The sequence below is a fragment of the Colwellia sp. 75C3 genome (genome assembly GCF_002836255.1).
GTDB lineage: Bacteria > Pseudomonadota > Gammaproteobacteria > Enterobacterales > Alteromonadaceae > Colwellia.
On record NZ_PJAU01000054.1, the window covers coordinates 255300 to 280728 of the forward strand.

Genomic DNA, 25429 nt, shown 5'->3' on the forward strand with positions numbered 1-25429 from the left:
TAAGCGATTATTAGCTTTCACTAGTTTGGCTTTGACCTGCCAAAATTAATTCCGCAATGCTGGCAATTGATTGCAAGTGCTTACGTGTTTCTTTTGAGCCTTCAATACTGATAGCAAATTTTTTCTTCAATACTAGCGATAACTGCAATGCATCAAGTGAATCAAGTGCAATACGTGATTTACGACCAAACAGTAATTCATCATCTAAAATATCACTCGGCTCAAAATCATCTTCCTTATCGCACTCTTCGATAATCAGTTTTTTTAATGCCAGCATGAGTTCTGCTTTGTTCACTTGTTCTAAAGAGTTTATGTCCATGACAACCTTTTTGTTTTGTAGTTAAAAATGATTAGAGCAGCAATAAAACAAATGCTACCAAAGCAGGTAAGTAATAATAAATTGCTTGAAGCTTGCGTAAAAGTCGCGCCAGACAGCCCCTGTTTTAACAACTCTGACGACCAATACATAGGAGAGAAGCTAGCAATTTTCGCGAGGGCTTGTGGCATGATATCAATCGGTACCATAAAACCACTCAATGCAGCCAACAAGATATTAATGCCACCACCAAGTACAATGGCTTGTTCAAAGGTATTCACTAAAACCGCTAACAAAAAGGCAAAACCAATGGCAGCAAAAATAATAAAAAAACCTGATAATACGTACAAGCTTGGACTATTGATTACTAATACCGCCTGCTCTGTCAGCCAAGGTACACATAAAAGCCCAACGACACTCAATAATATCCATTGAAATAAACTCACTACGCCATAAGACAGTGCCTTATTAAAAAAGTAATAATGATTACTAATAGGGTAAGTTTGAATTCGCAGTAAAGTACCATTTTCTTTTTCTTTAATTAAGGTAGTAGAAATAGGTAAGACAATAAAATATAAACCAAAAATAAGCCAAGAGGGAATGCTATACAAGGTTGGCGCATTAAATAATTGTTGCTCTTCATCTTGCGTAATTAAGTAATCAACACTGGCACTGGTATTAACTAAGGCTACTTTTTCAAGCAAAGGTAAGTCTTCATCAAAATCACCATTATCTTCCATATAAGCGTGCAGTTTTAGCTTAGATAACGCAACTTTAACCAACTCAACCACCATGGTACGGCTTTGTGGTGATAATTGCGGACTAAAATCTAATACCAACGTCCCTTCCCCTAGACGCATTAATAGGTTATCACTAAAACCGGCTTGTACCATCAATGAGGCATCAAATTTATCATCCATCTGATTAACACCTAAACCACTGCTTTTTATATAGTGTGCTAAGGTCGATAATTGTTCATCGTCACATTGGCTCTCACACTCTATGGCTATGTTTATTTTCTTCACTAAGTTTTCTTGTTGCTCGCCCATCGCTAAGGTCATGATAATCATAAAAGTAATAGGTAATAAAATAAGCACCGCAAGGCTGTGTAAGTCATTAGCAATAATAATGGCTTCTTTTTTAACGCTCTGAATTAACATGCACTAGCCTTATAAGAATTGAAGTACAACTGGTCAATGGAGTTTTGAGAGAAGTGAATATTTTTAATACCGGTTAAGTTATCACTGAATTGTAAAAACACCTGCTGGAGCTGCACCGTGTCGGAGATATTTAGAGTGAAGTTGGTTTGCTCTGCACTGAAAGGTAATCCAAGAGCCGTTAACAAAGCGCTATTTTGCTGCTCAGGGAAGAACTCTAAAGTAACCACCATATTATCATCACTGGTTTGGCTAATTGCTATGGCTCTTCCTTGCTCCAGCAAAATAACATCATCACACAACTGCTCAACCTCATTAAGCATATGAGAGGTGTAAATAAGCGTTTTCCCCTGTTTTTTAAGTTGCTCAAGTAAGTTTATGATGTCTTGGCGTGAAACAGGATCAATACCGACTGTTGGTTCATCTAAGAAAATAATATCTGGAGATTTACTCAATGCAATGGCGATATTCAAGCGCCTTTTATAGCCGCCAGAAAGGCTTGCTGCTTTTTGCTTACTGACTTGTTGCAACTGACATTGCGCTAAACTTTGCACTAATAAAGCTTTACGATTTTCCCGCTTAGGCTCGCTTAATGAAATAAAGTATTCAAGGTTTTGTTTTACACTCAGCTCGGGATAAAAAGCATATTCTTGTGGAATGAGAGCAACTTTTTGCTCTATATTCTCTTGTAAAGATAAATTGTTGTCTTTGTCGCTGGGGTAATAACTCACCTCTCCTTGTGATGGCGTTAGTAACGCACAAAGTAATGAGATGGTTGTTGATTTACCAGCACCGTTGGGGCCAATAATACCGGTGCATTGTCCTGCTTTAATCGCTAAGGATAAGTTATGTACAGAAAAGTGTTCGTTACCGCGATATTTATAGCTGAGATCCGTCGCCTGTATTATGGTATTTCCCGGACTCTGCCTATTTGGGGTTGCTGACGTTACTTGCATATCAGGCATGAGCGGCATTTGTGGCTTAAGCATTTTTTATTATCATTCCTGTTAACTAATCCATAAACTAAATAATTTGCGCTAACTGTGCCGCTTCTAAAATGGCACGTTCGGCATCAACACCGCTAGCATTTTTAGCCCCACCAATTAAATGACAAGGTTTGTCGGTAATCGTTACGGCTAAGCTATTTTCTTCAAGCTGACCTGTGCAGTTAATAATATGGTCAACCGCTAATAATCTAGGCTTGCCACGCACTAATAAATGTAAACCTTGCTGGTCTATCTTTTCATAAGTCACACCGACCGTCATTTTTACTTTTTTATTTTTCAAATGTTGGCGGTGGATCCAACCAGTCGTTTTTCCTAAATCCGTACCAGGTTTACGTAAGCGCCTTTGTAACATGGTAATGGTGCGCTTTGCTGGCTCAACATGTTTATCAGCCAAACCGCCCGCTTGTTTGAGGGAGAGATCAATGCCCCATTCTTGCATAAACTCATTTTCGATGTTTTGTACTTTGGAGCTTTGGCTGGTAGTTTTATTACCGTGACTTGCTTCATTGCTTTCACTTACTAAGAAAAGCGCGACATCAAAACCAATACCACCTCCGCCGATAATAGCAACATGTTGACCTACTTGTTTATCACCCGATAAAACATCTTGATAACTGAGTACTTTCCCGCTATTTATCCCGTCCACTAAACCAGGAATTTCAGGTAGCCTAGCTCGAACTCCCGTTGCTAGTATGACCTCATCAAAATCAGCCAAGTCAGTACTATTTACTCGAACATTTAGTTTAATGGTTACCCCGAGCTTAGGTAATATTGCTTTAAAATAACGCAAGGTATGTAAAAACTCTTCTTTACCCGGTACCTTACTCGCTAAGTTAAATTGACCGCCAATTTTATCACTGGCTTCAAAAAGCGTCACTTGATGACCACGTTGAGCAGCATATTTTGCAAAAGCCAAGCCTGCAGGTCCTGCACCTACCACAGCTAATTTTTTCATCTGCTTTGCCACGGTAAAATTTAACGTTGTTTCATTACACGCTCTAGGATTGACTAGGCATGAAGCCGTTTTCCTAATAAAAATTTTATCTAAGCAGCCTTGATTACAGGCAATACAAGTATTTATTTCATCAGACTGCCCTGCCATGGCCTTGTTAACAAAATTGCTATCAGCTAAAAAAGGCCGCGCCATTGACACTAAGTCAGCTTGTTTATTGGCAATTATTTGTTCTGCTTGCTCTGGCGTGTTGATGCGATTACTGGTGATCACCGGAATACTAATATGCTGTTTAATATTTTCACTTAACGGCACAAATAAACCACTCGGCACGGAAGCTGAAATTGTCGGCACCCTTGATTCATGCCAACCAATGCCGGTATTGATAATATTAACGCTATGTTGCTCTAACAACTGAGCTAAGGTAATCACTTCTGTTGCTGAACTACCTTGTTCAATCAGATCAATCATAGATAGACGGAAGATTAATAAAAAATCATTACCCACTGCAGCGCGAGTACGTTTTACTATTTCTAACGCAAAGCGAATTCGCTTTTCAAAACTACCGCCCCAATCATCAGTACGCTCATTAGTGGCTTTAACAATAAATTGATTAATGAGATAACCTTCTGATCCCATAATTTCAACACCGTCATAGCCAGCTTGTTTAGCAAGCACCGCACTTTGCACAAAATCATTAATTTGAGTTTCGATCTCACTTACTGTCAACGCACGAGGTGCATATAAACTAATAGGCGCTTGAATAGCTGATGGGGCAACTTGATTAACGTGATAACCATAACGGCCAGCATGGAGAATTTGCATACAAATTTTACAATCAAATTCATGCACAGCATCAGTAATCAGTTGGTGATCTTTAACATCACTTTGCTGCTGCATAATGGCTCTATCTGGCGCAACAATACCACTGAGGTTAGGAGATATCCCTCCTGTGATAATCAAGCCAACGCCACCTTTAGCGCGTTCACGATAAAAAGCTGCAACTTTAACAAAACCTTGCTCAGTTTCTTCCAAGCTAGTATGCATAGAACCCATCACCACACGATTTTTAAGTGTGGTGTTTTTTAAGGCGAGTGGTTTTAATAAATGGGGAAAGGACATAACAAACTCAATAGCCGTGTAAGTTGATAACGAAACTTAACAGCCTCCACATAGGGCAACAAAAGATAACAAATTGCCGCTAGACTAGCAAAAACGAGCTTTTCTTGCAAAGTAATTACCTTATCTGCTTTTTTTACTTCGCTTTTTTTTCTTGTTGTTAAGTTTAATAGTGACTAAGTGACTCGTTATGTCATGTTCATCGTAGTTAAAGCAGCTGTTTTGGGCACTAGGGTAACCTAACATTAAACTAGGATTACCGGAAAAACCAGTTGGCTCTTTAGGTATACCGTTACTACTAAAATCAAGTTGACCGTTAGCGTTACTATCTTGAAAAACCCGAACAATATACGACCCTTTTTTAAGCATTGAAAACCGCAATTGCATAGCGTTTTCACTAATAGCAGATTGACCGCTGTCTAAAAGTCTTAATTCATGCCAAGGCGTTTCTTCATTGTTTGGGCAAGTAAATAATTGATAATGCAGCTGACCTTGAATCTCCTTAATACGTGTTACGTCTACTAAAAGAGCCGCATTGTTGGCGTAAAGCTTAGTAACAGGAAACAAGACAAAAACTGCGGTGAATATTACAGTGAACAGGCGAGGAAAAAGGTAATGTTTCATGTGATTTATAGCTATGATTGAGTTGAATTGTTTATACCCGCTCCACTTGAAGATGCTCGTTTCAGGAAATCTGAGCGATTCATAATCAAGGCACATTTTTGTATTAAGGGTTATTCCCTTAAAAAGAAATGTAACGCAGAGTATGATTTGTCCAGTCTTCCCCAAGGGGCTGATTTAGAAACGCTTTATGCTGCGTTATTGATTTCGACAAGGACGCTACATGGATGTAGCTTCTTAGAGAATGCAGGAGCACAATCTCCTGAACAACCATTCTGTTCAATCAATGCCTTGCCTAAAGGCGTTTCTAATTCCAGCTGAATCATGCATCTTCAAGTGGAACGGGTATTTATCTATTTTCATTCTAAGACAATAAAGTATAATAACCCACAAATTTATCTTGTTAGGCTTATCTTGGTGCGCAAAGTTCTCGTTATTCATTACTCACAAACAGGTCAACTCACTCGCATCACTGACTCGATAATTGCTCCTCTAAAGCAAGAGAACGATATTCAAGTTGATTGTCTGACCTTAGAGCCAGAGCAGAGCTACCCTTTTCCTTGGCCATTTTTACGATTTTTTCATATTTTCCCTGAAGCGGTAAAAATGACTCCACAGGCGTTGAAGCCAATAGATAAGACAATTGTTAACGCTGCTGATGAATATGATCTCATCATTTTAAGCTACCAAGTTTGGTTTTTATCGCCATCAACACCTATTTCGTCTTTTTTACAAAGTGATGAAGCTAAAGCCCTTTTCAAAAATAAAGCCGTTGTTACCGTGATTGGTTGTCGAGGCATGTGGTTAAACGCCCAAGAAAAAGTGAAAAAACTACTCAACTCATTAAAAGCTAACTTAGTCGATAATGTCGCATTAACCGATGATTGTGGCGCAGCATTTAGTTTCTTAGCGACACCAATGTGGATGTTCACCGGTAGAAAAAAAGCCTATTCATGGTTACCTACTGCTGGGGTAAGTGAAGATGATATTGTTAACGCCAAACGCTTTGGTCTTGCCATCAAAAAAAGATTACAACGTGATGACAGCCTTATCTCTCAGCCTATGCTAAAAGGTTTAGGCGCGGTTAAAATTAATGAAAAACTGATTGCTAGTGAACGTGTCGGTAATCATAGCTTTACTATTTGGAGCAAACTATTAACGGCCCTAGGCCCACAAAACTCAGTGCGCCGTAGTTGTGGCTTATTAGTCTATGTGGTATTTTTATTGACCTTAATCCTCACGGTTGTACCTATCACTGCACTGATAAAAAAACTTATCGCCCCCTTAACTAAAAAACGTATCCGCGCACAAAAAGAATATTTTGCTGAGCCTTCTGGAGAGTAGTTGTAACAATGGATTTTACCGAAAAAGAAAACTCAGTTTTTATCACGCGTTTAACTGCGGTTATGCCTAACGAACCTGTCAGTAACGCTGATATGGAAAAAGTATTAGGACAAGTTGGTGAGCAAAGATCACGCGCAAAATCAGTCATTTTACGTAGTAATAAAATTAAATCACGTCACTATGGTATTGATCCTGAAACTGGCGAGTTTAATTACACTAATGCCTCTCTTGCCGCTGAAGCAGTAAACAAGTTATTACCCGACGCGGAAGAATTAGCGCAAGTTGATACCCTGGTTGCCAGCACATCGATGCCGGATCAAACCATGCCAAACCATGGTGTAATGGTTCATGGCCAATTGAACATACCGCCATGTGAAGTCATATCAACCGCAGGCATATGTGTCTGTGGTATTACAGCCCTTAAGTATGGCTATTTGGCGATAAAAGCGGGTGAAAGTAAAAAAGGCGTTGTTGTTGCTAGTGAACTAGCCTCCAGCGTCATGCATGCTAGTAATTTCGAAGCTGAATGTCAGCATAAAGTAGAACAACTCACCAGTAAGCCAGAGCTCGCTTTTGAGAAAGATTTTTTACGTTGGATGTTATCAGATGGCGCCGGCGCTGCATTGTTAAGTAATGAACCCAACATAGACAGTCTGTCATTAAAAATTGATTGGATAGAAATATTATCTTTTGCCAATGAATTAGAAGCTTGCATGTATGCCGGAGCTGAAAAAAGCCAAGGCGCACTCAAAGGCGGCTTACGTTACAGCAGCCAAGAACGCGAGCAACAATCTATTGCGGCAGTAAAGCAAGATGTAAAGTTACTCAACGAAAACATCGTTAAAGTCACGGTAGAAAATGCCCTGAATCGCATTAAAGTAAAACGAAATATCAGCCCAGAAGATTTTGATTACTTCATTCCACACTACTCTTCAGGCTATTTTAGAGAACGTTTGTATGAAGGCTTGGTTAATATAAATTTTGAAATACCTTTTGAAAAATGGTTTACCAATTTAACCACTAAGGGTAATACGGGTTCAGCCTCTATATTCATCATGTTAGAAGAATTATTCAACGATAATGAGCTAATTAAAGGTCAAAAGCTGTTATGTTACATCCCTGAAAGTGGACGGTTCTCTAGCGCTTTCATGCAGTTAACGGTAGTGTAACAGGCATAAGTAATACTGAACGAATTACCGACTTAGTTACAACTTAATTATCCAATAAATGATTGAATAAGTACTTCTCAAGGACAGCCAATGAACGATAAAGATGTACCACAAGACGACAGCACGACCTACCAAGGGCAAAAAAAGCTAATTTATGCTGTTGATGATAGTGGTAATTACCATGGCGTTAAGTCGAGTGGTTGGGAAGTAGAAAGCTTTGCTACACAAATGGCCGTTGATGATTTACAAGAGCAAACACAAGATGCGCTTATTCAAGCGCGTCAAGGTGAGGTATCTCCTTTGGCCTATCACATGCTTAGACTTAGGTTTGATATTAGTTCGTTGTCACAAACCACTGGATTTTTTCAGTGGCAAATCAAACGTCACTTAACACCTAAAGTTTTTAATAAATTATCTGAGAGTAAGCTCAATACCTATGGTGAAGTAATGAAGCTCACTATCGCTGAATTAATCAGTTTACCCAAATAGATAATGACTAACGCTAGTATTTAACCTTAATATTCAGCTCTTATATTCGTCCGATAAAAACAACAATAAGCCAAGCCAATGACAGACATTATTTTAGATATAGACCATCAACAATCTTCACACTGCGAATCTGGTGTTATTTCAACGTTATTACGTAGTAAAGGCCTAAAAATTTCAGAGCCGATGGCTTTTGGTTTATCTTCTGCGTTAACCTTCGTTTATTTACCTATGGTTAAAATTGGTGGCTTACCGTTAATTGCTTATCGCATGCCGCCAAAAGCAATTATAAAAGCAGTATGTAAAAAGCTTAAGGTGGAATTAGACAGTCAAAATTTTTCAAACCAAGCTAAAGGCATGCAAGCCCTTGATGATGAGCTAGCTAAAGGTAATTTAGTTGGCTTACAAACCTCAGTTTATTGGTTACCTTATTTCCCTGAAGATATGCGATTTCATTTTAATGCGCATAATTTGGTGGTTTACGGGAAAACAGCAGCAGGAAATTACTTAATCAGCGATCCTGTGTTTGAACACTTAGTAGAGTGTCCGGCAGAAGATTTACAACGTGCTCGTTTCGCCAAAGGTGCATTAGCAGCAAAAGGCAGAATGTATGTGGTACGTAACGTACCAAGCGACATTGACTTAACCCCACATATTTATAGTGCAATTAATAAAACAGCCAAGATGATGAATGGTTTATTACTGCCATTTTTTGGTAATAAAGGTATTAAGTTTTTAGCTAAAAAAATTCGTTCTTTAGTTAAAACAAAACCTAAATATCAAAAATTATTCTTAGGTAATATTGTTCGTATGCAAGAAGAAATAGGTACCGGTGGTGCTGGATTTCGCTTTATGTTTGCTAGCTTCTTAGCTGAGTCGGCAAAATTAACTAACAATGACGATTTACAAGCGGCGGCTAAGCAAGCAACTGAAGTGGGTGATAATTGGCGTGAATTTGCTATGGATGCTGTATTGTTTTGTAAGAAACGTAAAGATCTTAGTTTAGATAATGTTGCCGATAAATTGGAAAGCTGTGCGACACAAGAGCAAGCATTACGCAGTACCTTACTCGCAATAAAAGGTTAGTAATAAACGCTAACTTCAATAGGCGTTATCTCACTAACGCCTGATTAACCTTTTCACACACAAGCAATTACTAGCTATTAGTATTGCTAAGCGCTTCAACGAAAAAATCTTGCAGCGTTTGATTATAGTGACGAACTTGTTTGCTAATATTTTTACTGTCACAGCTACTTTCAAAGTTGCTTGGTTCCAGTGAATTATCAATTAACTCAGCACTAAATTGTGCCTTGTATGCAGGCACTTTATACCAAGGCTCTGATTTAGTTAACGTCGTTGGTTTGACTTGAATAAGCACAGTACTAATACCTGACTCTTGCTTTGTTAACTGTGAATCCTCTGATAAACAGCGCAAAGCAATATTGGCAGCACCACGTTGGAACTTAATGTTTTGTCCCGGTGTAGTACGCGTGCCTTCAGGAAAAATTATCAGGTTATTACCTGCAGCAATTGATTTTTTACAATCAACCAATAGCCCTTCAGGGTCAGCATTACTGATATAACCCGTACTTTTAACCACGCCACGTAAAAAAGGATTCGTAAATAAGTGAGCCTTCACGACACAATCGGCATTAGGGATTATTGAGATAAGCACCACAACATCAATAAGTGATGGGTGGTTAGCAAGTACCAACTGACTATTCATTTCACTTAACTTTCTTGCTCTTACCAAATCAAAGCTAAAGATTCCGGTAAAGGCCATCAAGCCGATAAAAAACTTAAAAGTATAATGAACAGTTTTACGCGCAACTTGTTTTTGCTTAGCTTTACCTTTAATGAATAGTTTTTGTAATGGAAAAACAAAAACAGTTAAAAATATACCGCCTATACCAAAGCAGGCGAAACAAAAGCCGGTTGCGACAATGCGCCAAAGATGATTAAAATAGTTGAGCATAGGTATTTACTGCGGAGTATTTCTTATAATTATGTCTCGATATTATCACCATCATCACCACGAACCTAGCAACAGATAAAATTATTACTTGAATCGAAGTTACTAAAGTGTAACTGCTACTTGTTAACGCCGATCACAGTCTTTACTATGAGACACGATTTAAAACCATTTACTGCAAAACTAGGTTGTCCATGTTTAAACAAATAACAAATAAAAATACCCGAACTTTACTTTCCCTTATCGGCATAACTACTGCAAGTTTAACCTTTGCCAATACAGCTAATGCGACTATTGTTGAAATTAAAACATCACTCAGTACAGAAAGTATTAAAGTTAACTTGTTTGATACCACAACTCCTGAAACGGTAGCAAACTTTCTTAACTATATAGATGATGGGCATTACACTAACTCTGTAGTTCATAGGGCCGTTCCTGATTTTATTGTACAAGGCGGTGGTTTTTCCTTTAGCGGCGAATGGCCTTTAACCGCACTAGTGCCAAATGCCCCAGTGAAAAACGAGCCTGTTTATTCTAATGTTAAAGGCACAATTGCCATGGCGAAAAAAGGCAGCGATGTTCATAGTGCTACTAACCAATGGTTTTTTAACTTAAAAGACAATAGCAATAACTTAGATAGACAAAACGGTGGTTTTACCGTTTTTGGTCAAATAATTGAAGGCCTTGATATAATAGAACAGGTAGCCCTACTTAAGTTATGCAATGCTGGTAGTTTAGAAGGTATTCCTATGGTGATGGAAACTAGTCAAACATGTGGTGATATGAGTGCACCTGGAATGGAAAACTTTGTTGTTATTGAACATGTAACGATTATTGATAGCTCAGAAGTAACTGACAGCGATTTAACCCCATTGAAATCAAAAGAGCCTGATAGTGATGATGATGGTGTGATAGACATAGCGGATGCTTTTCCAAGCGACCCAAATAAATATTTAAAGGAAGCTGATGCTGGAGAAGACAGTGGTGGTTCAATCACATGGTTTTCACTTGTTATGTTAGCGTTAGTATCAACGAGAAAAAAGTTATTCAAACGTAGATAAATTAACTATCCTTCAATAATAGCTAATAAAAAAGCAGCGTATCACTTGGTGATATCGCTGCTTTTTTTGTATTACTTTATCTGGTCGCTATAAAGTTATAATACTCTTAACCTCTGGTAAACTCTGGGTAAGCTTCCATACCACAGTCAGAGATATCAACACCTTCATACTCTTCTTCAGCACTAACTCGAATACCGATAATCTTCTTCAGAGCAAACCAAACAACAAAACTAGTACCAAATACCCAAACAAAGATAGTTGCTGCACCAATAAGCTGACCACTGAAACTAGACGATGAATTAGTGATTGGCACAATCATTAAACCAAAGAAGCCAACAACACCGTGTACAGAGATAGCACCGACTGGATCATCAATCTTAATTTTGTCTAATGCTAAAATGGACATCACTACAATAACGCCAGCGATAGCGCCAAAGATTGTTGCTTGTAATGGTGATGGTGTAGAAGGTTCAGCAGTAATCGCGACTAAACCGGCTAAAGCACCGTTTAAAGTCATGGTTAAATCTGCTTTTTTGAATAGTATTTTAGCGAAGATAAGTGCTGAAATGGCACCAGCCGCTGCAGCCGCGTTAGTATTTAAAAACACCATAGCTACTGAGTTAGCACTGTTAATGTCCGCAAGTTTTAACACTGAACCACCATTAAAACCAAACCAACCCATCCATAAAATAAAGGTACCTAATGTTGCCATAGGTAAGTTAGCACCAGGAATTGCGTTAACTTTGCCGTCTTTACCGTATTTTCCTTTACGAGCACCAAGTAATAAAACACCAGCTAATGCTGCGGAAGCACCTGCCATATGAACAATACCTGAACCAGCAAAATCAGAGAAACCTAAGTCACCTAAAGTATATAAACCAAATACTGCATCACCGTTCCAAGTCCAGCTACCTTCCATCGGATAGATAAAGCCAGTTAATACCACGGTAAATGCTAAGAAAGCCCATAATTTCATACGTTCTGCAACAGCACCTGAAACGATCGACATAGCCGTGGCAACAAAAACTACCTGGAAGAAGAAATCAGAAGCGTTTGAATAAACCGCGCCACCATCAAAGCCAGCTTCAGCCGATTCAGCCAGTACAGCACCAACAAGTGCGTCTGCGTCACTAGCACCGTCAAGCGCTATACCATTTAAGAAAATGCCACCACCGTACATAATATCGTACCCGACGATAAGATACATGATGCAAGCGATTGCATATAACGCGACGTTTTTAGTCAAAATTTCGGTAGTGTTTTTAGCACGTACCAAGCCAGCTTCAAGCATTGAGAAGCCCGCAGCCATCCACATCACCAAAGCACCACAAATAAGAAAATAAAAAGTATCTAAAGCGTACTGTAATTGAAATATATTTTGTTCCATCATCATTCTCCTTTAAAGTGCTTCAGAATCTAGCTCACCCGTACGAATACGGATAGCTTGCTCAAGGTTATAAACAAAAATCTTACCGTCACCAATTTTACCGGTGTAAGCCGCTTTAGTAATGGTTTCAACTAAACGTTCAACAAGTTCTTCGTTAACCGCAATTTCTAACTTTACCTTAGGTAGGAAATCGACTTGGTATTCAGCACCACGGTATAATTCGGTATGCCCTTTTTGTCGGCCAAACCCCTTAACTTCACTCACCGTGATACCTTCTACGCCTATTTCAGAAATAGCCTCTCTGACATCATCTAATTTGAATGGTTTTATGATTGCGCTAATTAGTTTCATGGTTAACCTCTAGTTATAGTTTTTATATTTCTGATAACTTGATAATACAATTCATATGCCAATATAAATTTATGTTATTAAACATGATGTTGAGGTGGGTTGGATAAATTAGAATAACAAGATCGCACCAAGCTAGTGCGCAGAATGATTTCGCACAGTGCATCTGGTGCAATGCACTATCGATAAATTACAGGGAGTATTTCCTGAGTTATAAGCCAGCTATTAAAGTCTAGGAAGGCTGCTATTAGCTTTACTCGGACTTCGCTTGCACAGGATATTAAGAACGCTTTATTTTAAACAAAAACGTCTATATAAATGTGAATTTTTTTGCGTGGAATATTTAGGGTTAAATTTAAGCTGACTACATAACAGTTTTTCTCTGTTGATACTCTTAGCGAACTGAAGTACTTGGCGCAATACTTTAGGTTGCTTTGTTGCTACTGCAAATTGTTTAAATAACAACTCACGTTCCGGGCCTGATAATACCGACCAATTTAATAACCACACTTGTATAGTACCAACGGTCACTAAATCGATGTATGGCCCTGTCGACAGCGCCTCAGTAATATAGTATTTGGTCTGCTGGTTATAGCCATGTAATAAATTATTCAATCGCAGTAAATCAACCCAAGGATCAGACCATAATGGTCTTAGCTGAGTTGCTAATAAATACCATTGATTTATTTCTGCTAATTTGTCTTTGTCTTCAAAGCCCATATCAACACCCCAATGCATTATCCGTCCTACCATGTGAACGTAATGTGGATGCGTAGGATCTAACGACTGTGCTTTTTTAATCGCTGTTAATGCCTGCTGGTATTCGGCTTTATCTTCTATCGTTTTTTTCTTTGCCCAATCATTTAATGAAAACTCAGCATTAAAATACCAAGCATTAGCAACACCTCTGCTAAAACTCGCGGATAAACAATACAAGGTAATGAGTATTAAGAAAGCCAGAGCAGCATAATGCAGCGGCTTATTGCCGAATAAAAAGCCGAATAGAGAATGTGGTGACGCTGATGAAGAACTCATATGAGACCTGTAAATTTAATCTAACTAAACAAAAAGTCGGGCGTAAACACCCTCCTACAATGCCTACCTGTAAGAGCTGGCTTGTAGGAACAGGCTTTAGCCGTGAACATCACTTCGAAACAAACATTCGGGCGTAAACACCCTCCTACAATGCCTACCTGTAAGAGTTGGCTTGTAGGAACAGGCTTTAGCCGTGAACATCACTTCGAAAAAAAAACTCGGGCGTAAACCCCCTCCTACAATGCGTACCTGTAAGAGTTGGCTTGTAGGAACAGGCTTTAGCCGTGAACATCACTAACTAAACAAAAATTCGGGCGTAAACACCCTCCTACAATGCGTACCTGTAGGAGCTGGCTTGTAGGGACAGGCTTTAGCCGTGAACCTAACTTCGAAACAAAAATTCGGGCGTAAACACCCTCCTACAATGCGTACCTGTAGGAGCTGGCTTGTAGGAACAGGCTTTAGCCGTGAACATCACTTCGAAAAAAAATTCGGGCGTAAACACCCTCCTACAATGCGTACCTGTAGGAGCTGGCTTGTAGGAACAGGCTTTAGCCGTGAACATCACTTCGAAAAAAATTCGGGCGTAAACACCCTCCTACAATGCGTACCTGTAGGAACAGGCTTTAGCCGTGAACATCACTTCGAAAAAAATTCGGGCGTAAACACCCTCCTACAGTGTGTTTCTGGACCATCACTTTTTAACAAACAAGCTAGCGGTAATATTATAAGGATTGTCGTAAAACAATTGTTGCGATTTTTCTTCACCAAATATCGCCGTAATTTTACTTCTGGCGGCACCTAACAAAGGCGGTCTTCTTTTAAGATTATGTGCATCACTAGCAATAATGTTAACAAAACCTTGCTCGATATAACTTAAAGCAAGCGCTTGGCATTCATCACCAAAACCTCCGGTAATAGAAGCAGCTGTCACTTGAAACCAGCAACCTAAATCAACAAAGGTCTTAATCTTGTTGGGTGATTTTAATAAATCACGATTACGTTCAGGGTGAGCAATAACAGGGGTAATATTTTTTTTAAGTAAATGTTTAACTAAAATATCACTGCCCGCAGGAATATGACTGTGAGGAAACTCAAGCAACATAAACTGTTGATTATTATAGCTACCGTATAAAGGCAATTGCTTATTAGCAAGCAAGGATATAATCTCAGAATCTAGCCTTACTTCAGCGGCATAAGCTAATTCAACCTGAATTTTTTCTTTATCTACTGCTTGCTGTAAAGCTAAAAAAGACGACTCAATCACCGATAAATAATTATCAAAGCGGCCAAAGTGCAAATGTGGCGTAACAACAATACGCTTTACGCCATCTTCCACCGCTAAATTAATTAAAGCGAGTGCTTCAGCCATATCTTTAGCACCATCATCGATACCGGGTAAAATATGGCAATGAATATCTATCATGTATTAGTGATCCATCTATTGTTGAAAAGGCTGATTAACTCTCTTTTTCATTACCGTAAGTATAATCAGTGTAATAGCCGTGATAATAATCGTGAGAAGCCACTTTTCTAGTATCAACTTGACTCAATACCACACCCGCTATATTGGCATTTAGATTAATTAACCTTCCCATTGAATCTTGAACAGCACCTATACGAGTATCATCACTTTTAACAACATATATCACCGCATCTGCTTGCTGAGCAATAACTAAAGAGTCACTGACTGCTTGTACGGGTGGGGTATCAATAATAATACGATCGTAAGATTCTTTAAGCTGCGCTAATACCTCAGCAAATCTCGGTGACAATAATAATTCAAGCGGATTAGAAGGGATCTGGCCACAAGGCATCACCGTTAACCCTGATTTATCATCATAATAAATACAATCATCAAACTGCTCGGTACCGGCAATTAAATTACTTAAACCAGGATGATAAGGTGGAATATTAAAACGCTTACATATACTTGGTTTACGCATATCTGCATCAATCAAAATGGTTTTTTCAACTTGTGCTAAAGAAAAAGCCAAATTGGTTGAAGTCGTTGTTTTACCTTCACCAGGTACAGTCGAGGTTATTTCAATAACCTTAGAGCCTTTGTCCAACTGCGTTAGAACAAAACTAGTACGAAGTGTCCGTACTGATTCTGCAAACTTACGAGCACCCTCTTCAAAAAAGTAATGCTGATTTAACTGTTCATTTTTATTCAACACCACTAAAGGTAATAAACCTAACATACGTTGTGATAATTTATTTTCAATATCCGCTGAAGACTTAAAGGTATCGTTCAATGCTTCAATAACAAAAGCTAAAACAACCGCAAAACCAAAACTTGCAACAAAGGCCAGTGCCACTATCAAGCTCTTTATCGGCTTAATAGGTTCAATTGGCGTAAAAGCACGGTCAGTAAAACGAGCAACTACTGCATTAAAATCACTGGTTATTTCAGTCTCTTTAGATCGCGATAAGAAAGTATCAAACAAGTTACGGTTTGTTTGTACTTCACGCTTTAGTTTACGGTACTCATTTTCTTTACCGGTAATAAGTTGATACTGTTCACGAATTAAGCTTAACTCTTGCTGTAAAGCGATTACATTAGCTTGTGAAGTTTTCACTTCTTTTTCAATACCATTAACCAGTGAATAAACTTGTTTACTCAGGTTTCTGCTAACCGTTGCCAGTTCAGCTTTAACCGCAATCATTTTAGGGTGCTTAATACCGTAGACTTGGCTTAACTCACTAACACGTCGTTCAGCTGATACCACTTCTTTTTTCACATCTTGAATAACATTGTGTGAGGTAATAGCGGTTATACTGCCTAAACGTTCTAAATCATTTCTGCCATATTCATTAATAACACGCATTATGCTTTGCAGTTGATTTCTCTCATTACGGGCAATCACCAATTGTTGTGCAGTTTGCTCTAGCTCTTTGGTAACAAGACCTACCACACCTTGAACATCGATGAGGTTTTCCTGCTCACGGTAAGCTTGTAATTGGTCTTCAGATTCATCTAAGCCGATACGTAGATCAGACAAACGTTCATTAAGCCAGCCTGCTGCTTTTTGAGTTACCCCCATCTTAGCTGTCATGTGGTTTTCAATATAAACTTCACCCACAGCATTAGCGACAGCAGCAGCTAATTTGGGATCTTCGGCTTCAAATGAAATGCTAACCAATTGCGTTTTTCTAATCGGTGAAATTGAAAGCCGACTTGAAAATACTTTCACAAAACGCTGCACCTCTTGTTCAGCTAAATCACTTTCACTTAGCGTAATAACACTATTTTTTGGTAAAAAAGGTAAACTTTCTTTAACAAATATTTTAAAACGGGCAAGCGCTGAAGGTGGTTTGTTAAATTCAGGCTGTTCAATTAAATTTAACTTTTTAATAACTTTTTTAGCAATCGCTTGCGATTTTAGTATTTCAAACTGGGTTAAATAATACTCTTTTCTACCCGAGTCTAACCCCATCACTTCTTGAAAATTTACCGCCTGCGCTTGCTCTGCTTCTATCAACAAGGTTGCTGTCGCTTTATAAACAGGTGTCATTTTCATGGCAACAATACCAGCAAAAATAGCTATGAATAGCGCAAAAAAGAACACCTTGAATTTATATTTATTTAAAATTGCAAAGTATTGTCGTAAATCTATGACTTCTTCTTGCACTTTAGCTTTACTATCTAGTTCCATCATTATCACTTAGAAAAATCGTTGTTCAATTGTAATAGTATCGCCAGCAGATACCTGTGTACTTAGGCTTGCGTTAAGTTGATTGTTTTTATCATGTTCTTTGAATAAAAATATCTTCTCTTTCGAAGCGCGTTCGGTTAAACCGCCAGCTAAAGCAATGGCTTGGTTAATGGTCATACCCGGATGATAATCATAATCACCAGGATTTTTAACCTCACCATGTATATAAAAAGGCCTATATTCAAGTACTTGTGCTGCTACATTAGGGCTTATTAAATAATCCCCTTTTAAACCTTTTAACACCAGTTGCTCAACCTGTTTAACCGTCAAACCTTTTACCGTAATTTCCCCTAAAAAGGGGTAATTAATTTTACCGCTATTGCCTAATAGGGCAGTAACGGTGAGTTCATCTTGGCCATAGACTTTTATTTCTATTTTGTCACCAGGGCCAAGTCGGTATTCATCAAGTGCAAATACCGGCCCAGAAATAATCCCATTAACAGTGAGAAACAGAACCAATAACAAAATAGATTTAGTCACGTAACGTCCTTACATTGAAAAGCTAAAGTTTAAGCCAACAACATTTTTATCAAAGATTAAATCTTCAACCGTTGAATCTTTACTTGATACATCAACAAAAGCAGAAACATCAACCCATCGTGTTAACTCATAGTTTATTGATACTGACAAAGTAGTAGTATCATCAGTTCTTGTTACACCGCTATAGTCATCATTAGCAAGTGAAGCACTCACCTTTGATGATAAATTATGGCTCCAACTGTGCATCCAACCCAGTGAGTAGCTGGTCGCGTTAATGTAATCACCAACGGTATCGGTATCTCTTGCCGCACGAGATGTATCAAAACTAATACTTGAATAAGTCAATGGCTGCCATTGCACACCTGCTTGCCAACTTAAACCGGTAAAGTTTTCACGACCTTGTTCAGTAAAGTCTTTTTCTTGATAACCTAATTTAACATTACCGGAAGTTAACGCCGTTACTTCCCACTTTATCCCAGCTAAAGCACGGTAATCATCAGAATCTCTACGCGTATCACCAGCGGCTACATGTTGGTAGCGAATAGCATCGCGATAGACTTCAACAAACAAATCAGTTGCTGCATGAGTATTATAGAAAAAGGTTGAACCTAATTTTATTGAATCAAAATCGTTAACCTGAGTAACTGAAGTAAAGTTACGATAAGCCTTATTGTAATACTTGGCATCAAACGCTATACGCGCAGCAGTACTTAACGCGCCAAACTCATAAGTTAACGCAGCTGTTTGATCTGCATATTCAAGCGGTTCAGAAATTGTGTCAGCTGAGCCCTCAGCCAAGCCAGTACCACGAGCCTCCGTTATTGTATTTGCCATTAAAGCAATATCAAATCGGTGTTTAGAAGATGGCTCTAAATGACTATTAAAAGCTACATTGGCATCTAAAAAATTATCATCAGAGCTAGATAAATAAGTACCTGATTTAAGGCCAATATCAAAGCTGTACAGGTTAACACCATCGTTTAATGTAAAGTTAAGTGCAGGGTCTACATTAACAATAGCGCTACCAGTTTCATCTGTATCAGTACTAAAAATATTATCGTCATATTTTATACCAGTATTTAGCGTAGGGTTTACGGTTACACCGTTATCTAACGTTATCCCCTTCGATTGCTCAGCAAAAGCTGTATTTGATATTGCTGCTGTAATTGCAATGGCTAAAGTTGTGTTTTTCATTTTCATTTCCCTTTTTCTTTTAGTAAGCGTTTTTATTAGTAAAACCTTTAAAAACAGTCAAAAATATAATTTTTATATCTAAACTTAAAGACCAGTTTTTAATATATTGCAGGTCGTACTCAATCCGTTTTTCCATTTTATCTAAAGTATCTGTTTCACCTCTGTAACCACTCACCTGAGCCCAACCAGTAATGCCAGGCTTAACTTTATGGCGCAGCATGTAAAACTCTACTTTTTTACGATATTCTTCATTGTGCGAAACTGCATGTGGCCTAGGGCCAACAATAGACATACTGCCGGTTAGTACATTAATAAATTGCGGTAACTCATCTAAACTAGTACGGCGTAAAAAAGCACCAAACGGAGTAACGCGTACATCATTTTTCGTTGCTTGAATTACGATATCGCTATTTTCTTGCACCGTCATTGAGCGGAATTTCCATACTTTAATTAGCTCACCACCTAAACCATAACGATCTTGTTTGAATAAAACAGGACCTTTAGACGTCAACTTCACGCCTATTGAAACCACAATTAATACGGGCAAAATTAGTAATAAAATTGCCATTCCTGCAACAACATCTAAAGTACGTTTCGTTATTTCTCTGAAACCAAAATAAGGAGATTCAAAAACACTTAACGTATCAATATTGCCGACATGATCGATTCTGGCATGCATTAAATTAGAGATTAAAAAGTCTGGCACTATATGTACATCAACAGTTGTATCGCCAAGTCGAGCCAAAATATCCGCAATGCGCTTTTCAGCCTGAAAAGGTAAGGCTAAAAAAATCACATCTAAACGACCCGCTTTAGCTTGTTCAATGGCTTGCTCTATTGTGCCCACAATATTCAAGTGGCCTTGGTCAAAAAGACGACCTACTTTTCGATCTTCAAAAAATCCAATGCAGTCATAGCCTAATTCACCATAAGTATTAATTTGTTGAAAAATATTCTCACCCGCTTTAGTCGCTCCTATAATGGCAACTTTGCGCATACTCAAACCCATATTGCGGCGGCTCTTTTTATAAATTTGGCTGCATAAACGCCATGAAAATAAACTAATAAGACTACAAAAAAACCACAGAGTGACCGTCACTCGAGATAACTGTTCTGAAAACTTAAAAATGAATGCAAATATTAATAAGGCCAAAAAGGATAAAATTAATGTCCCCCATGCATTCGCTACCATGTCTCTAAATTTACCCGCTCGCCATGAACGGTATAAATTAAATGCCTCTGCTATATATAGAAAAGCGAACAAAACAATGAGTAGTATTGATAAATAACCAAGACCCATCGATACGCCATAAATGCTTGTTGAAAAAACCAAAGATAAAGTGATAAAAAATGAATCGAGAAAACGATAAAATAGCGAGCCACTATGACTTGTAGCGTTGAAAGTTTGTGAATTGATAATAAGCACTCTGTGTTAGGTTAAACGATTTATGTCAGCGCAACCCTAGCAAAGGCCTACTCGAAATATGCGTGCATTATATAGACTAAGCATTAGAGTTAATGTTAAGAATTGATTGAAATGTAGTGGATCCACACCCTATATTGTAATCAATCGTTACCGAAGAATAAGAGCATAGTGAGAACCGATTGTAGGAGCCAGTTGTAGGAGCCGGCTTTAGCCGCGAAAATGGCTTTCCAAACATTCCAGAAAACGCCGTAGGAGCCAGTTGTAGGAGCCAGCTTTAGCTGCGAACATTGTAGGAGTCGGCTTTAGCCGCGAACATTGTAGGAGTCGGCTTTAGCCGCGAACATTGTAGGAGCAAGCTTAAGCTGCGAATGTATTATCACGAACATGGATGAATAATCTCCCATTCGGAATAACACCATTCCGCGTATATCTCCATTCGGGCGTAAACACCCTCCTACAAAAAGAACATCGCAAAAATTGTAGAAACACCTGTAGGAGCCGGCTTTAGCCGCGAACATTATTCGCGAACATTATTCGCGAACATTACCATTCAAATGCCTTTCGTCATTGATAAAACAAATTCGGGCGTAAACACCCTCCTACAAAATCATAAATATATGCAATCCCAATGGGGATAATCACCAACCGTTCTCACAATATTCGCTCTTAATGGGTTTGCCACCGTATAACGCATAACACGCTTAAAATCTTCATCACTGCGAATGCAATGATCATGAAAACCTGACTGCCATATTTTCATCGAACTATATAAACTTAAATTTAACGAACGACTAGCACCTCCTTTTACTCTACCAACCACATCACTCAAACTTATATCACCCGACAAGTTAAATACCCAATGAAAATGGTCGGGCATAACAACAAAGCCAACGGTTGAGGTAAATTGATTAAAATCAGATTGTTTTAGGTGATTAATTAAAATGCGGGCATGATAAAAATCATTACATTGTAGGAGCGAGCTTTAGCCGCGAACATTATTCGCGAACATTACCATTCAAATGCCTTTTGTCATTGATAAAACAAATTCGGGCGTAAACACCCTCCTACAAAATCATAAATATATGCAATCCCAATGGGGATAATCACCAACCGTTGTCACAATATTCGCTCTTAATGGATTGGCCACCGTATAACGCATAACACGCTTAAAATCTTCATCACTACGAATGCAATGATCATGAAAACCTGCCTGCCATATTTTCATCGAACTATATAAACTTAAATTTAACGAACGACTAGCACCTCCTTTTACTCTACCAACCACATCACTCAAACTTATATCACCCGACAAGTTAAATACCCAATGAAAATGGTCGGGCATAACAACAAAGCCAACGGTTGAGGTAAATTGATTAAAATCAGATTGTTTTAGGTGATTAATTAAAATGCGGGCATTATAAAAGTCTTTAAAAAGAGGAGTTCGTTCATGGGTAACAGCAGTAACAAAATAAGATTGGCCTTGTAGAGATACCCGACCTTTACGCAAATCCTTTGCATGATATGACATATTTTGTTTTGAATTTAGGCAATAACTTAAAATATAGCCCAAATTAAAATAAACATTAATTCAAACCCAATTCACTTTATCCATTCGGGCATAAACACCAATACGTTCGGGCGTAAACACCCTCCTACAAAACACCACTCCTCTGTAGAACCCCGCTGTAAGAACAGGCCGTAGGAGCAGGCTTTAGCCGCGAACAATGCGAACAATATGAACAATAGAAAAATGCGACAATTCGAACAATGCGAACAATGCGAACAATTCGAACAGTACAAATGCCCTTAATCACTAACCGTAATCATCAAACATTAAAAACACACATTCGGGCGTAAACACCCTCCTACAAAACCATCACCTTATCGCTCAAAGTACCACTTTGTATGCAAATGCACTTGCTCATCAGCTTTCAAAGCATCTAGCTCAAACCATCTGTAGCCATTATGTTGAATATCCATAGGTAGGTTATCTAGCTCTTGATCAAGCTTTAAAATATAGGCTATAGCAACGTAGTGAGTACTAAACTCATCACCAAAAACATTATCCGTATAAAAATGGTCAAAAGGCCCTAATAACTCAGCTTGCTCTATTGAATACTCAGTACCTAACTCATCTTTAGTTAAACGCTTAAAAGCATCAGCCATAGCTTCATCTTTTAAAATACGCCCACCAGGTACAAACCAAAAATCTTTCGCTGGCCTATTCAACCTTTCGCCAAGCAAAGCCTGTCCTTGCTTATTGATTACAACTAAATCAATTGAAACTAATGGCGTACTTTCGATTACAGTAGAAAAAGTATTCTTATCTAAAAACACAACTATTTCCTAAAACTATCTTGGTTCGCTAAAAACCACTCATACGTTTCAGCTAAACCTTGCTCTAATGAAATAGAATACTGCCAACCTAAATCCTTTAAGCGAGATACATCCATTAGTTTACGAGGTGCGCCATCAGGTTTAGTTGCATCAAAAGAAATTGTGCCTGTAAAACCAACCACTTTAGCCACTGTTTCAACTAGTTCACGGATAGTACAATCAACACCTGTACCTACGTTAATGTGGCTTAGCATTTCTTGAGTATTCGCTTGGTATACATCATTACTTAAATTCATAACATGTATTGAAGCTGCAGCCATATCATTTACATGCAAAAACTCACGCATTGGTTTGCCCGAGCCCCAAGCCGTTACTTCTGCTAAACCATTAAGTTGTGCCTCATGAAAACGTCGTAATAAAGCAGGAATTACATGAGAGTTTTCAGGATGGAAGTTATCATTTTCACCATAAAGGTTGGTAGGCATAACAGAGCGATAATTACGACCATACTGACGATTGTATGATTCACATAACTTAATACCAGCAATTTTAGCAATAGCATAAGGTTCGTTAGTTGGCTCGAGAGTACCTGTTAACAAAGCTGTTTCTGTCATTGGCTGTTCAGCCAATTTAGGGTAAATACAACTTGACCCTAAAAACAATAAATCTTGAACACCAGCTAAGTGCGCACCATGAATAATATTGCACTGAATCATCAAGTTTTGATGTATAAACTCAGCGGGGTAAGTATTGTTAGCAACAATCCCGCCCACTTTAGCCGCAGCTAAATAAACTTGGTCAATATTTTCAGACGCAAAAAAATCAGCAACTGCTTGCTGATTTAATAAATCCAACTCTGAACGTGTACGTAAAACCAGTTCTACATCCGTTTGTTGTTCTAACTGACGAACGATAGCCGAACCCACCATACCGCGGTGTCCAGCAACAAATATTCTTTTCATGATAATCCTTTAGGGAGGTTAAAGTTAGAAAGTATAAAGGTACAAGGAAAAGCCACCCTTTCAACTAGCACCTAGCTACTTTCCAACTTTCTACTTGCACCTTTGTACTTATATCTTTTTACTTGTATCTTGTTATTTATAACTTTCTACTTTCAAACTTTTACTTATTCCACCGACACACGAACATCATGGCCATGGGCTTTTAACAACGCATGCTGCTTAGCTTTACTTAAGTCATTTTGAACCATTTCAGCACACATTTCTTCAACAGTAATCTGTGGTACCCAACCTAATTTTTCTTTCGCTTTACTAGGGTCACCAAGTAAAGTTTCAACTTCAGCTGGGCGGAAGTAACGAGGGTCAACTTTAACAATTACATCACCAACGTTAAGTGCATGAGCATTGTCGCCTTCAATAGCGGTAACCGTACCTACTTCATCAAGTTCTGTACCAGTGAACTCTAAAGTAATACCTAGCTCTTTAGCTGATAAACTTACAAATTCACGTACTGAGATTTGTTTACCTGTAGCAATAACAAAATCATCAGCAACGTCTTGTTGCAACATCATCCACTGCATACGTACGTAATCTTTAGCATGACCCCAATCACGTAAAGCATCCATGTTACCTAAATATAAACAAGATTCTAAACCTTGAGAGATATTAGTTAAGGCACGAGTTATTTTACGAGTAACAAAGGTTTCACCACGACGAGGTGACTCATGGTTAAACAAAATACCATTACACGCATACATACCATAAGATTCACGATAGTTAACCACTATCCAATACGCATACATTTTAGCAACAGCATAAGGCGAACGCGGGTGGAATGGCGTAGTCTCTTTTTGTGGGATCTCTTGCACTTCACCATAAAGCTCTGAAGTAGAAGCTTGATAAAACTTAGTCTTTTTCTCCATACCTAAAAAGCGAATAGCTTCAAGTAAACGTAACGTACCCATAGCATCTACATCTGCAGTATATTCAGGGCATTCAAACGAAACAGCAACGTGAGACTGTGCACCTAGGTTATACACCTCATCAGGCTGAACATCTTTAATGATACGTGTTAAATTTGAAGAATCGGTTAAATCACCATAATGTAAAAAGAAGCTAGGGCTCTCTTCATGACTATCTTGATAAATATGATCGACACGCTCAGTGTTTAATGACGATGCACGACGTTTAATGCCATGAACTTCATAACCTTTTTCTAAAAGTAACTCGGCAAGGTAAGAACCATCCTGGCCAGTAACACCTGTGATTAACGCAACTTTCTTTGACATTTTCAATATCCCTAAAATTTTACAAGCTTCAATGCTTGCACTTTCAATATA

The 25429-nt window shown here is 38.4% G+C and carries 24 protein-coding genes and 1 pseudogene; 6 read left to right on the top strand and 19 right to left on the bottom strand.

The annotated features are described in order from the left end of the window. Positions 1 to 10 precede the first annotated feature (10 nt). The 5 genes from CXF85_RS13645 to CXF85_RS13665 form a co-directional block, all read right to left on the bottom strand. Complete coding sequence (locus tag CXF85_RS13645; protein ID WP_101229207.1) at positions 11 to 319, bottom strand: acyl carrier protein; 309 nt, start codon at positions 317 to 319, stop codon at positions 11 to 13. Continuing rightward, a complete protein-coding gene (locus CXF85_RS13650) occupies positions 310 to 1476 on the bottom strand; it encodes an ABC transporter permease (protein WP_101229208.1) in 1167 nt (388 codons plus the stop codon). The genes CXF85_RS13645 and CXF85_RS13650 overlap by 10 nt, the downstream gene beginning before the upstream one ends. After that, positions 1470 to 2462, bottom strand: coding sequence for an ABC transporter ATP-binding protein (locus tag CXF85_RS13655; protein WP_101229209.1), 993 nt, complete (start codon positions 2460 to 2462; stop codon positions 1470 to 1472). Before CXF85_RS13655 ends, CXF85_RS13650 begins: the two co-directional genes overlap by 7 nt. A 34-nt stretch (positions 2463 to 2496) precedes the next feature. Beyond that, positions 2497 to 4554: a 2,4-dienoyl-CoA reductase FMN-binding domain-containing protein gene (locus CXF85_RS13660; RefSeq protein WP_101229210.1), complete on the bottom strand. Its 2058-nt coding sequence runs from the start codon at positions 4552 to 4554 to the stop codon at positions 2497 to 2499. Between the two features lie 120 nt (positions 4555 to 4674). Then, positions 4675 to 5175 (bottom strand): DUF2141 domain-containing protein, encoded by a 501-nt coding sequence (locus CXF85_RS13665; RefSeq protein ID WP_101229211.1) that lies wholly within the window; start codon positions 5173 to 5175, stop codon positions 4675 to 4677. 147 nt (positions 5176 to 5322) lie between these two features. Here CXF85_RS13665 and CXF85_RS22975 point away from each other — a divergent pair, with 147 nt between their 5' ends. From CXF85_RS22975 to CXF85_RS13690, 5 genes are all read left to right on the top strand, one after another. Then, positions 5323 to 5493, top strand: coding sequence for a hypothetical protein (locus CXF85_RS22975; protein ID WP_232771196.1), 171 nt, complete (start codon positions 5323 to 5325; stop codon positions 5491 to 5493). A 96-nt stretch (positions 5494 to 5589) separates the two neighbouring features. Beyond that, positions 5590 to 6516: a hypothetical protein gene (locus CXF85_RS13675; protein ID WP_101229213.1), complete on the top strand. Its 927-nt coding sequence runs from the start codon at positions 5590 to 5592 to the stop codon at positions 6514 to 6516. 8 nt (positions 6517 to 6524) lie between these two features. Continuing rightward, positions 6525 to 7685 carry a beta-ketoacyl-ACP synthase III gene (locus CXF85_RS13680; protein WP_101229214.1) on the top strand — a complete coding sequence of 387 codons (1161 nt, stop codon included), beginning with the start codon at positions 6525 to 6527 and terminating at the stop codon, positions 7683 to 7685. Between the two features lie 90 nt (positions 7686 to 7775). Further along, the gene (locus CXF85_RS13685; protein WP_101229215.1) at positions 7776 to 8174 is read left to right on the top strand and encodes a hypothetical protein; all 399 of its coding nucleotides are present in this window, start codon (positions 7776 to 7778) and stop codon (positions 8172 to 8174) included. A gap of 78 nt (positions 8175 to 8252) precedes the next feature. Then, the gene (locus CXF85_RS13690; RefSeq protein ID WP_101229216.1) at positions 8253 to 9257 is read left to right on the top strand and encodes a BtrH N-terminal domain-containing protein; all 1005 of its coding nucleotides are present in this window, start codon (positions 8253 to 8255) and stop codon (positions 9255 to 9257) included. 70 nt (positions 9258 to 9327) lie between these two features. Here the strand turns inward: CXF85_RS13690 and CXF85_RS13695 are convergent, their stop codons facing one another. Then, positions 9328 to 10146 (bottom strand): lysophospholipid acyltransferase family protein, encoded by an 819-nt coding sequence (locus CXF85_RS13695; RefSeq protein ID WP_101229217.1) that lies wholly within the window; start codon positions 10144 to 10146, stop codon positions 9328 to 9330. A 191-nt stretch (positions 10147 to 10337) separates the two neighbouring features. Between CXF85_RS13695 and CXF85_RS13700 the strand changes: the two genes are divergently transcribed. Further along, positions 10338 to 11204: a peptidylprolyl isomerase gene (locus tag CXF85_RS13700; protein WP_101229218.1), complete on the top strand. Its 867-nt coding sequence runs from the start codon at positions 10338 to 10340 to the stop codon at positions 11202 to 11204. Positions 11205 to 11310: 106 nt separating this feature from the next. Here CXF85_RS13700 and CXF85_RS13705 read toward each other — a convergent pair whose 3' ends face one another. From CXF85_RS13705 to gmd, 13 genes and pseudogenes are all read right to left on the bottom strand, one after another. Continuing rightward, complete coding sequence (locus CXF85_RS13705; protein ID WP_101229219.1) at positions 11311 to 12591, bottom strand: ammonium transporter; 1281 nt, start codon at positions 12589 to 12591, stop codon at positions 11311 to 11313. A 12-nt stretch (positions 12592 to 12603) separates the two neighbouring features. After that, positions 12604 to 12942 (bottom strand): P-II family nitrogen regulator, encoded by a 339-nt coding sequence (gene glnK / locus CXF85_RS13710; protein WP_101229220.1) that lies wholly within the window; start codon positions 12940 to 12942, stop codon positions 12604 to 12606. 288 nt (positions 12943 to 13230) lie between these two features. Beyond that, complete coding sequence (locus tag CXF85_RS13715; protein WP_101229221.1) at positions 13231 to 13974, bottom strand: VpsP family polysaccharide biosynthesis protein; 744 nt, start codon at positions 13972 to 13974, stop codon at positions 13231 to 13233. A gap of 694 nt (positions 13975 to 14668) precedes the next feature. Next, the gene (locus CXF85_RS13720) at positions 14669 to 15400 is read right to left on the bottom strand and encodes a tyrosine-protein phosphatase (protein ID WP_101229222.1); all 732 of its coding nucleotides are present in this window, start codon (positions 15398 to 15400) and stop codon (positions 14669 to 14671) included. Between the two features lie 34 nt (positions 15401 to 15434). Beyond that, a complete protein-coding gene (locus CXF85_RS13725; protein WP_101229223.1) occupies positions 15435 to 17633 on the bottom strand; it encodes a GumC family protein in 2199 nt (732 codons plus the stop codon). A gap of 9 nt (positions 17634 to 17642) precedes the next feature. Further along, complete coding sequence (locus CXF85_RS13730; protein ID WP_442871874.1) at positions 17643 to 18152, bottom strand: polysaccharide biosynthesis/export family protein; 510 nt, start codon at positions 18150 to 18152, stop codon at positions 17643 to 17645. A 30-nt stretch (positions 18153 to 18182) separates the two neighbouring features. Further along, entirely contained in the window at positions 18183 to 19367 is a 1185-nt protein-coding gene (locus tag CXF85_RS13735; protein WP_101229302.1) for an outer membrane beta-barrel protein, read from the bottom strand. A gap of 19 nt (positions 19368 to 19386) precedes the next feature. Then, complete coding sequence (locus tag CXF85_RS13740; protein ID WP_101229303.1) at positions 19387 to 20787, bottom strand: undecaprenyl-phosphate glucose phosphotransferase; 1401 nt, start codon at positions 20785 to 20787, stop codon at positions 19387 to 19389. Between the two features lie 613 nt (positions 20788 to 21400). Further along, positions 21401 to 21745 (bottom strand): annotated as a pseudogene (locus tag CXF85_RS13745) (REP-associated tyrosine transposase); the annotation flags it as partial. Positions 21746 to 21865: 120 nt separating this feature from the next. Further along, positions 21866 to 22300, bottom strand: coding sequence for an REP-associated tyrosine transposase (locus tag CXF85_RS13750; RefSeq protein WP_232771197.1), 435 nt, complete (start codon positions 22298 to 22300; stop codon positions 21866 to 21868). Between the two features lie 374 nt (positions 22301 to 22674). Then, positions 22675 to 23130 carry a GDP-mannose mannosyl hydrolase gene (locus tag CXF85_RS13755; protein ID WP_101229226.1) on the bottom strand — a complete coding sequence of 152 codons (456 nt, stop codon included), beginning with the start codon at positions 23128 to 23130 and terminating at the stop codon, positions 22675 to 22677. A gap of 2 nt (positions 23131 to 23132) precedes the next feature. After that, positions 23133 to 24092: a GDP-L-fucose synthase gene (gene fcl, locus CXF85_RS13760; RefSeq protein WP_101229227.1), complete on the bottom strand. Its 960-nt coding sequence runs from the start codon at positions 24090 to 24092 to the stop codon at positions 23133 to 23135. Positions 24093 to 24256: 164 nt separating this feature from the next. After that, complete coding sequence (gene gmd / locus CXF85_RS13765) at positions 24257 to 25378, bottom strand: GDP-mannose 4,6-dehydratase (RefSeq protein ID WP_101229305.1); 1122 nt, start codon at positions 25376 to 25378, stop codon at positions 24257 to 24259. Positions 25379 to 25429 lie beyond the last annotated feature (51 nt).

Bases quoted from the DNA above. Each gene is read 5' to 3' on its own strand.
- CXF85_RS13645 (WP_101229207.1), bottom strand. From the start codon at position 319: ATGGACATAAACTCTTTAGAACAAGTGAACAAAGCAGAACTCATGCTG.
- CXF85_RS13650 (WP_101229208.1), bottom strand. From the start codon at position 1,476: ATGTTAATTCAGAGCGTTAAAAAAGAAGCCATTATTATTGCTAATGAC.
- CXF85_RS13655 (WP_101229209.1), bottom strand. From the start codon at position 2,462: ATGCTTAAGCCACAAATGCCGCTCATGCCTGATATGCAAGTAACGTCA.
- CXF85_RS13660 (WP_101229210.1), bottom strand. From the start codon at position 4,554: ATGTCCTTTCCCCATTTATTAAAACCACTCGCCTTAAAAAACACCACA.
- CXF85_RS13665 (WP_101229211.1), bottom strand. From the start codon at position 5,175: ATGAAACATTACCTTTTTCCTCGCCTGTTCACTGTAATATTCACCGCA.
- CXF85_RS13680 (WP_101229214.1), top strand. From the start codon at position 6,525: ATGGATTTTACCGAAAAAGAAAACTCAGTTTTTATCACGCGTTTAACT.
- CXF85_RS13685 (WP_101229215.1), top strand. From the start codon at position 7,776: ATGAACGATAAAGATGTACCACAAGACGACAGCACGACCTACCAAGGG.
- CXF85_RS13690 (WP_101229216.1), top strand. From the start codon at position 8,253: ATGACAGACATTATTTTAGATATAGACCATCAACAATCTTCACACTGC.
- CXF85_RS13695 (WP_101229217.1), bottom strand. From the start codon at position 10,146: ATGCTCAACTATTTTAATCATCTTTGGCGCATTGTCGCAACCGGCTTT.
- CXF85_RS13700 (WP_101229218.1), top strand. From the start codon at position 10,338: ATGTTTAAACAAATAACAAATAAAAATACCCGAACTTTACTTTCCCTT.
- CXF85_RS13705 (WP_101229219.1), bottom strand. From the start codon at position 12,591: ATGGAACAAAATATATTTCAATTACAGTACGCTTTAGATACTTTTTAT.
- glnK (WP_101229220.1), bottom strand. From the start codon at position 12,942: ATGAAACTAATTAGCGCAATCATAAAACCATTCAAATTAGATGATGTC.
- CXF85_RS13715 (WP_101229221.1), bottom strand. From the start codon at position 13,974: ATGAGTTCTTCATCAGCGTCACCACATTCTCTATTCGGCTTTTTATTC.
- CXF85_RS13720 (WP_101229222.1), bottom strand. From the start codon at position 15,400: ATGATAGATATTCATTGCCATATTTTACCCGGTATCGATGATGGTGCT.
- CXF85_RS13725 (WP_101229223.1), bottom strand. From the start codon at position 17,633: ATGGAACTAGATAGTAAAGCTAAAGTGCAAGAAGAAGTCATAGATTTA.
- CXF85_RS13735 (WP_101229302.1), bottom strand. From the start codon at position 19,367: ATGAAAAACACAACTTTAGCCATTGCAATTACAGCAGCAATATCAAAT.
- fcl (WP_101229227.1), bottom strand. From the start codon at position 24,092: ATGAAAAGAATATTTGTTGCTGGACACCGCGGTATGGTGGGTTCGGCT.
- gmd (WP_101229305.1), bottom strand. From the start codon at position 25,378: ATGTCAAAGAAAGTTGCGTTAATCACAGGTGTTACTGGCCAGGATGGT.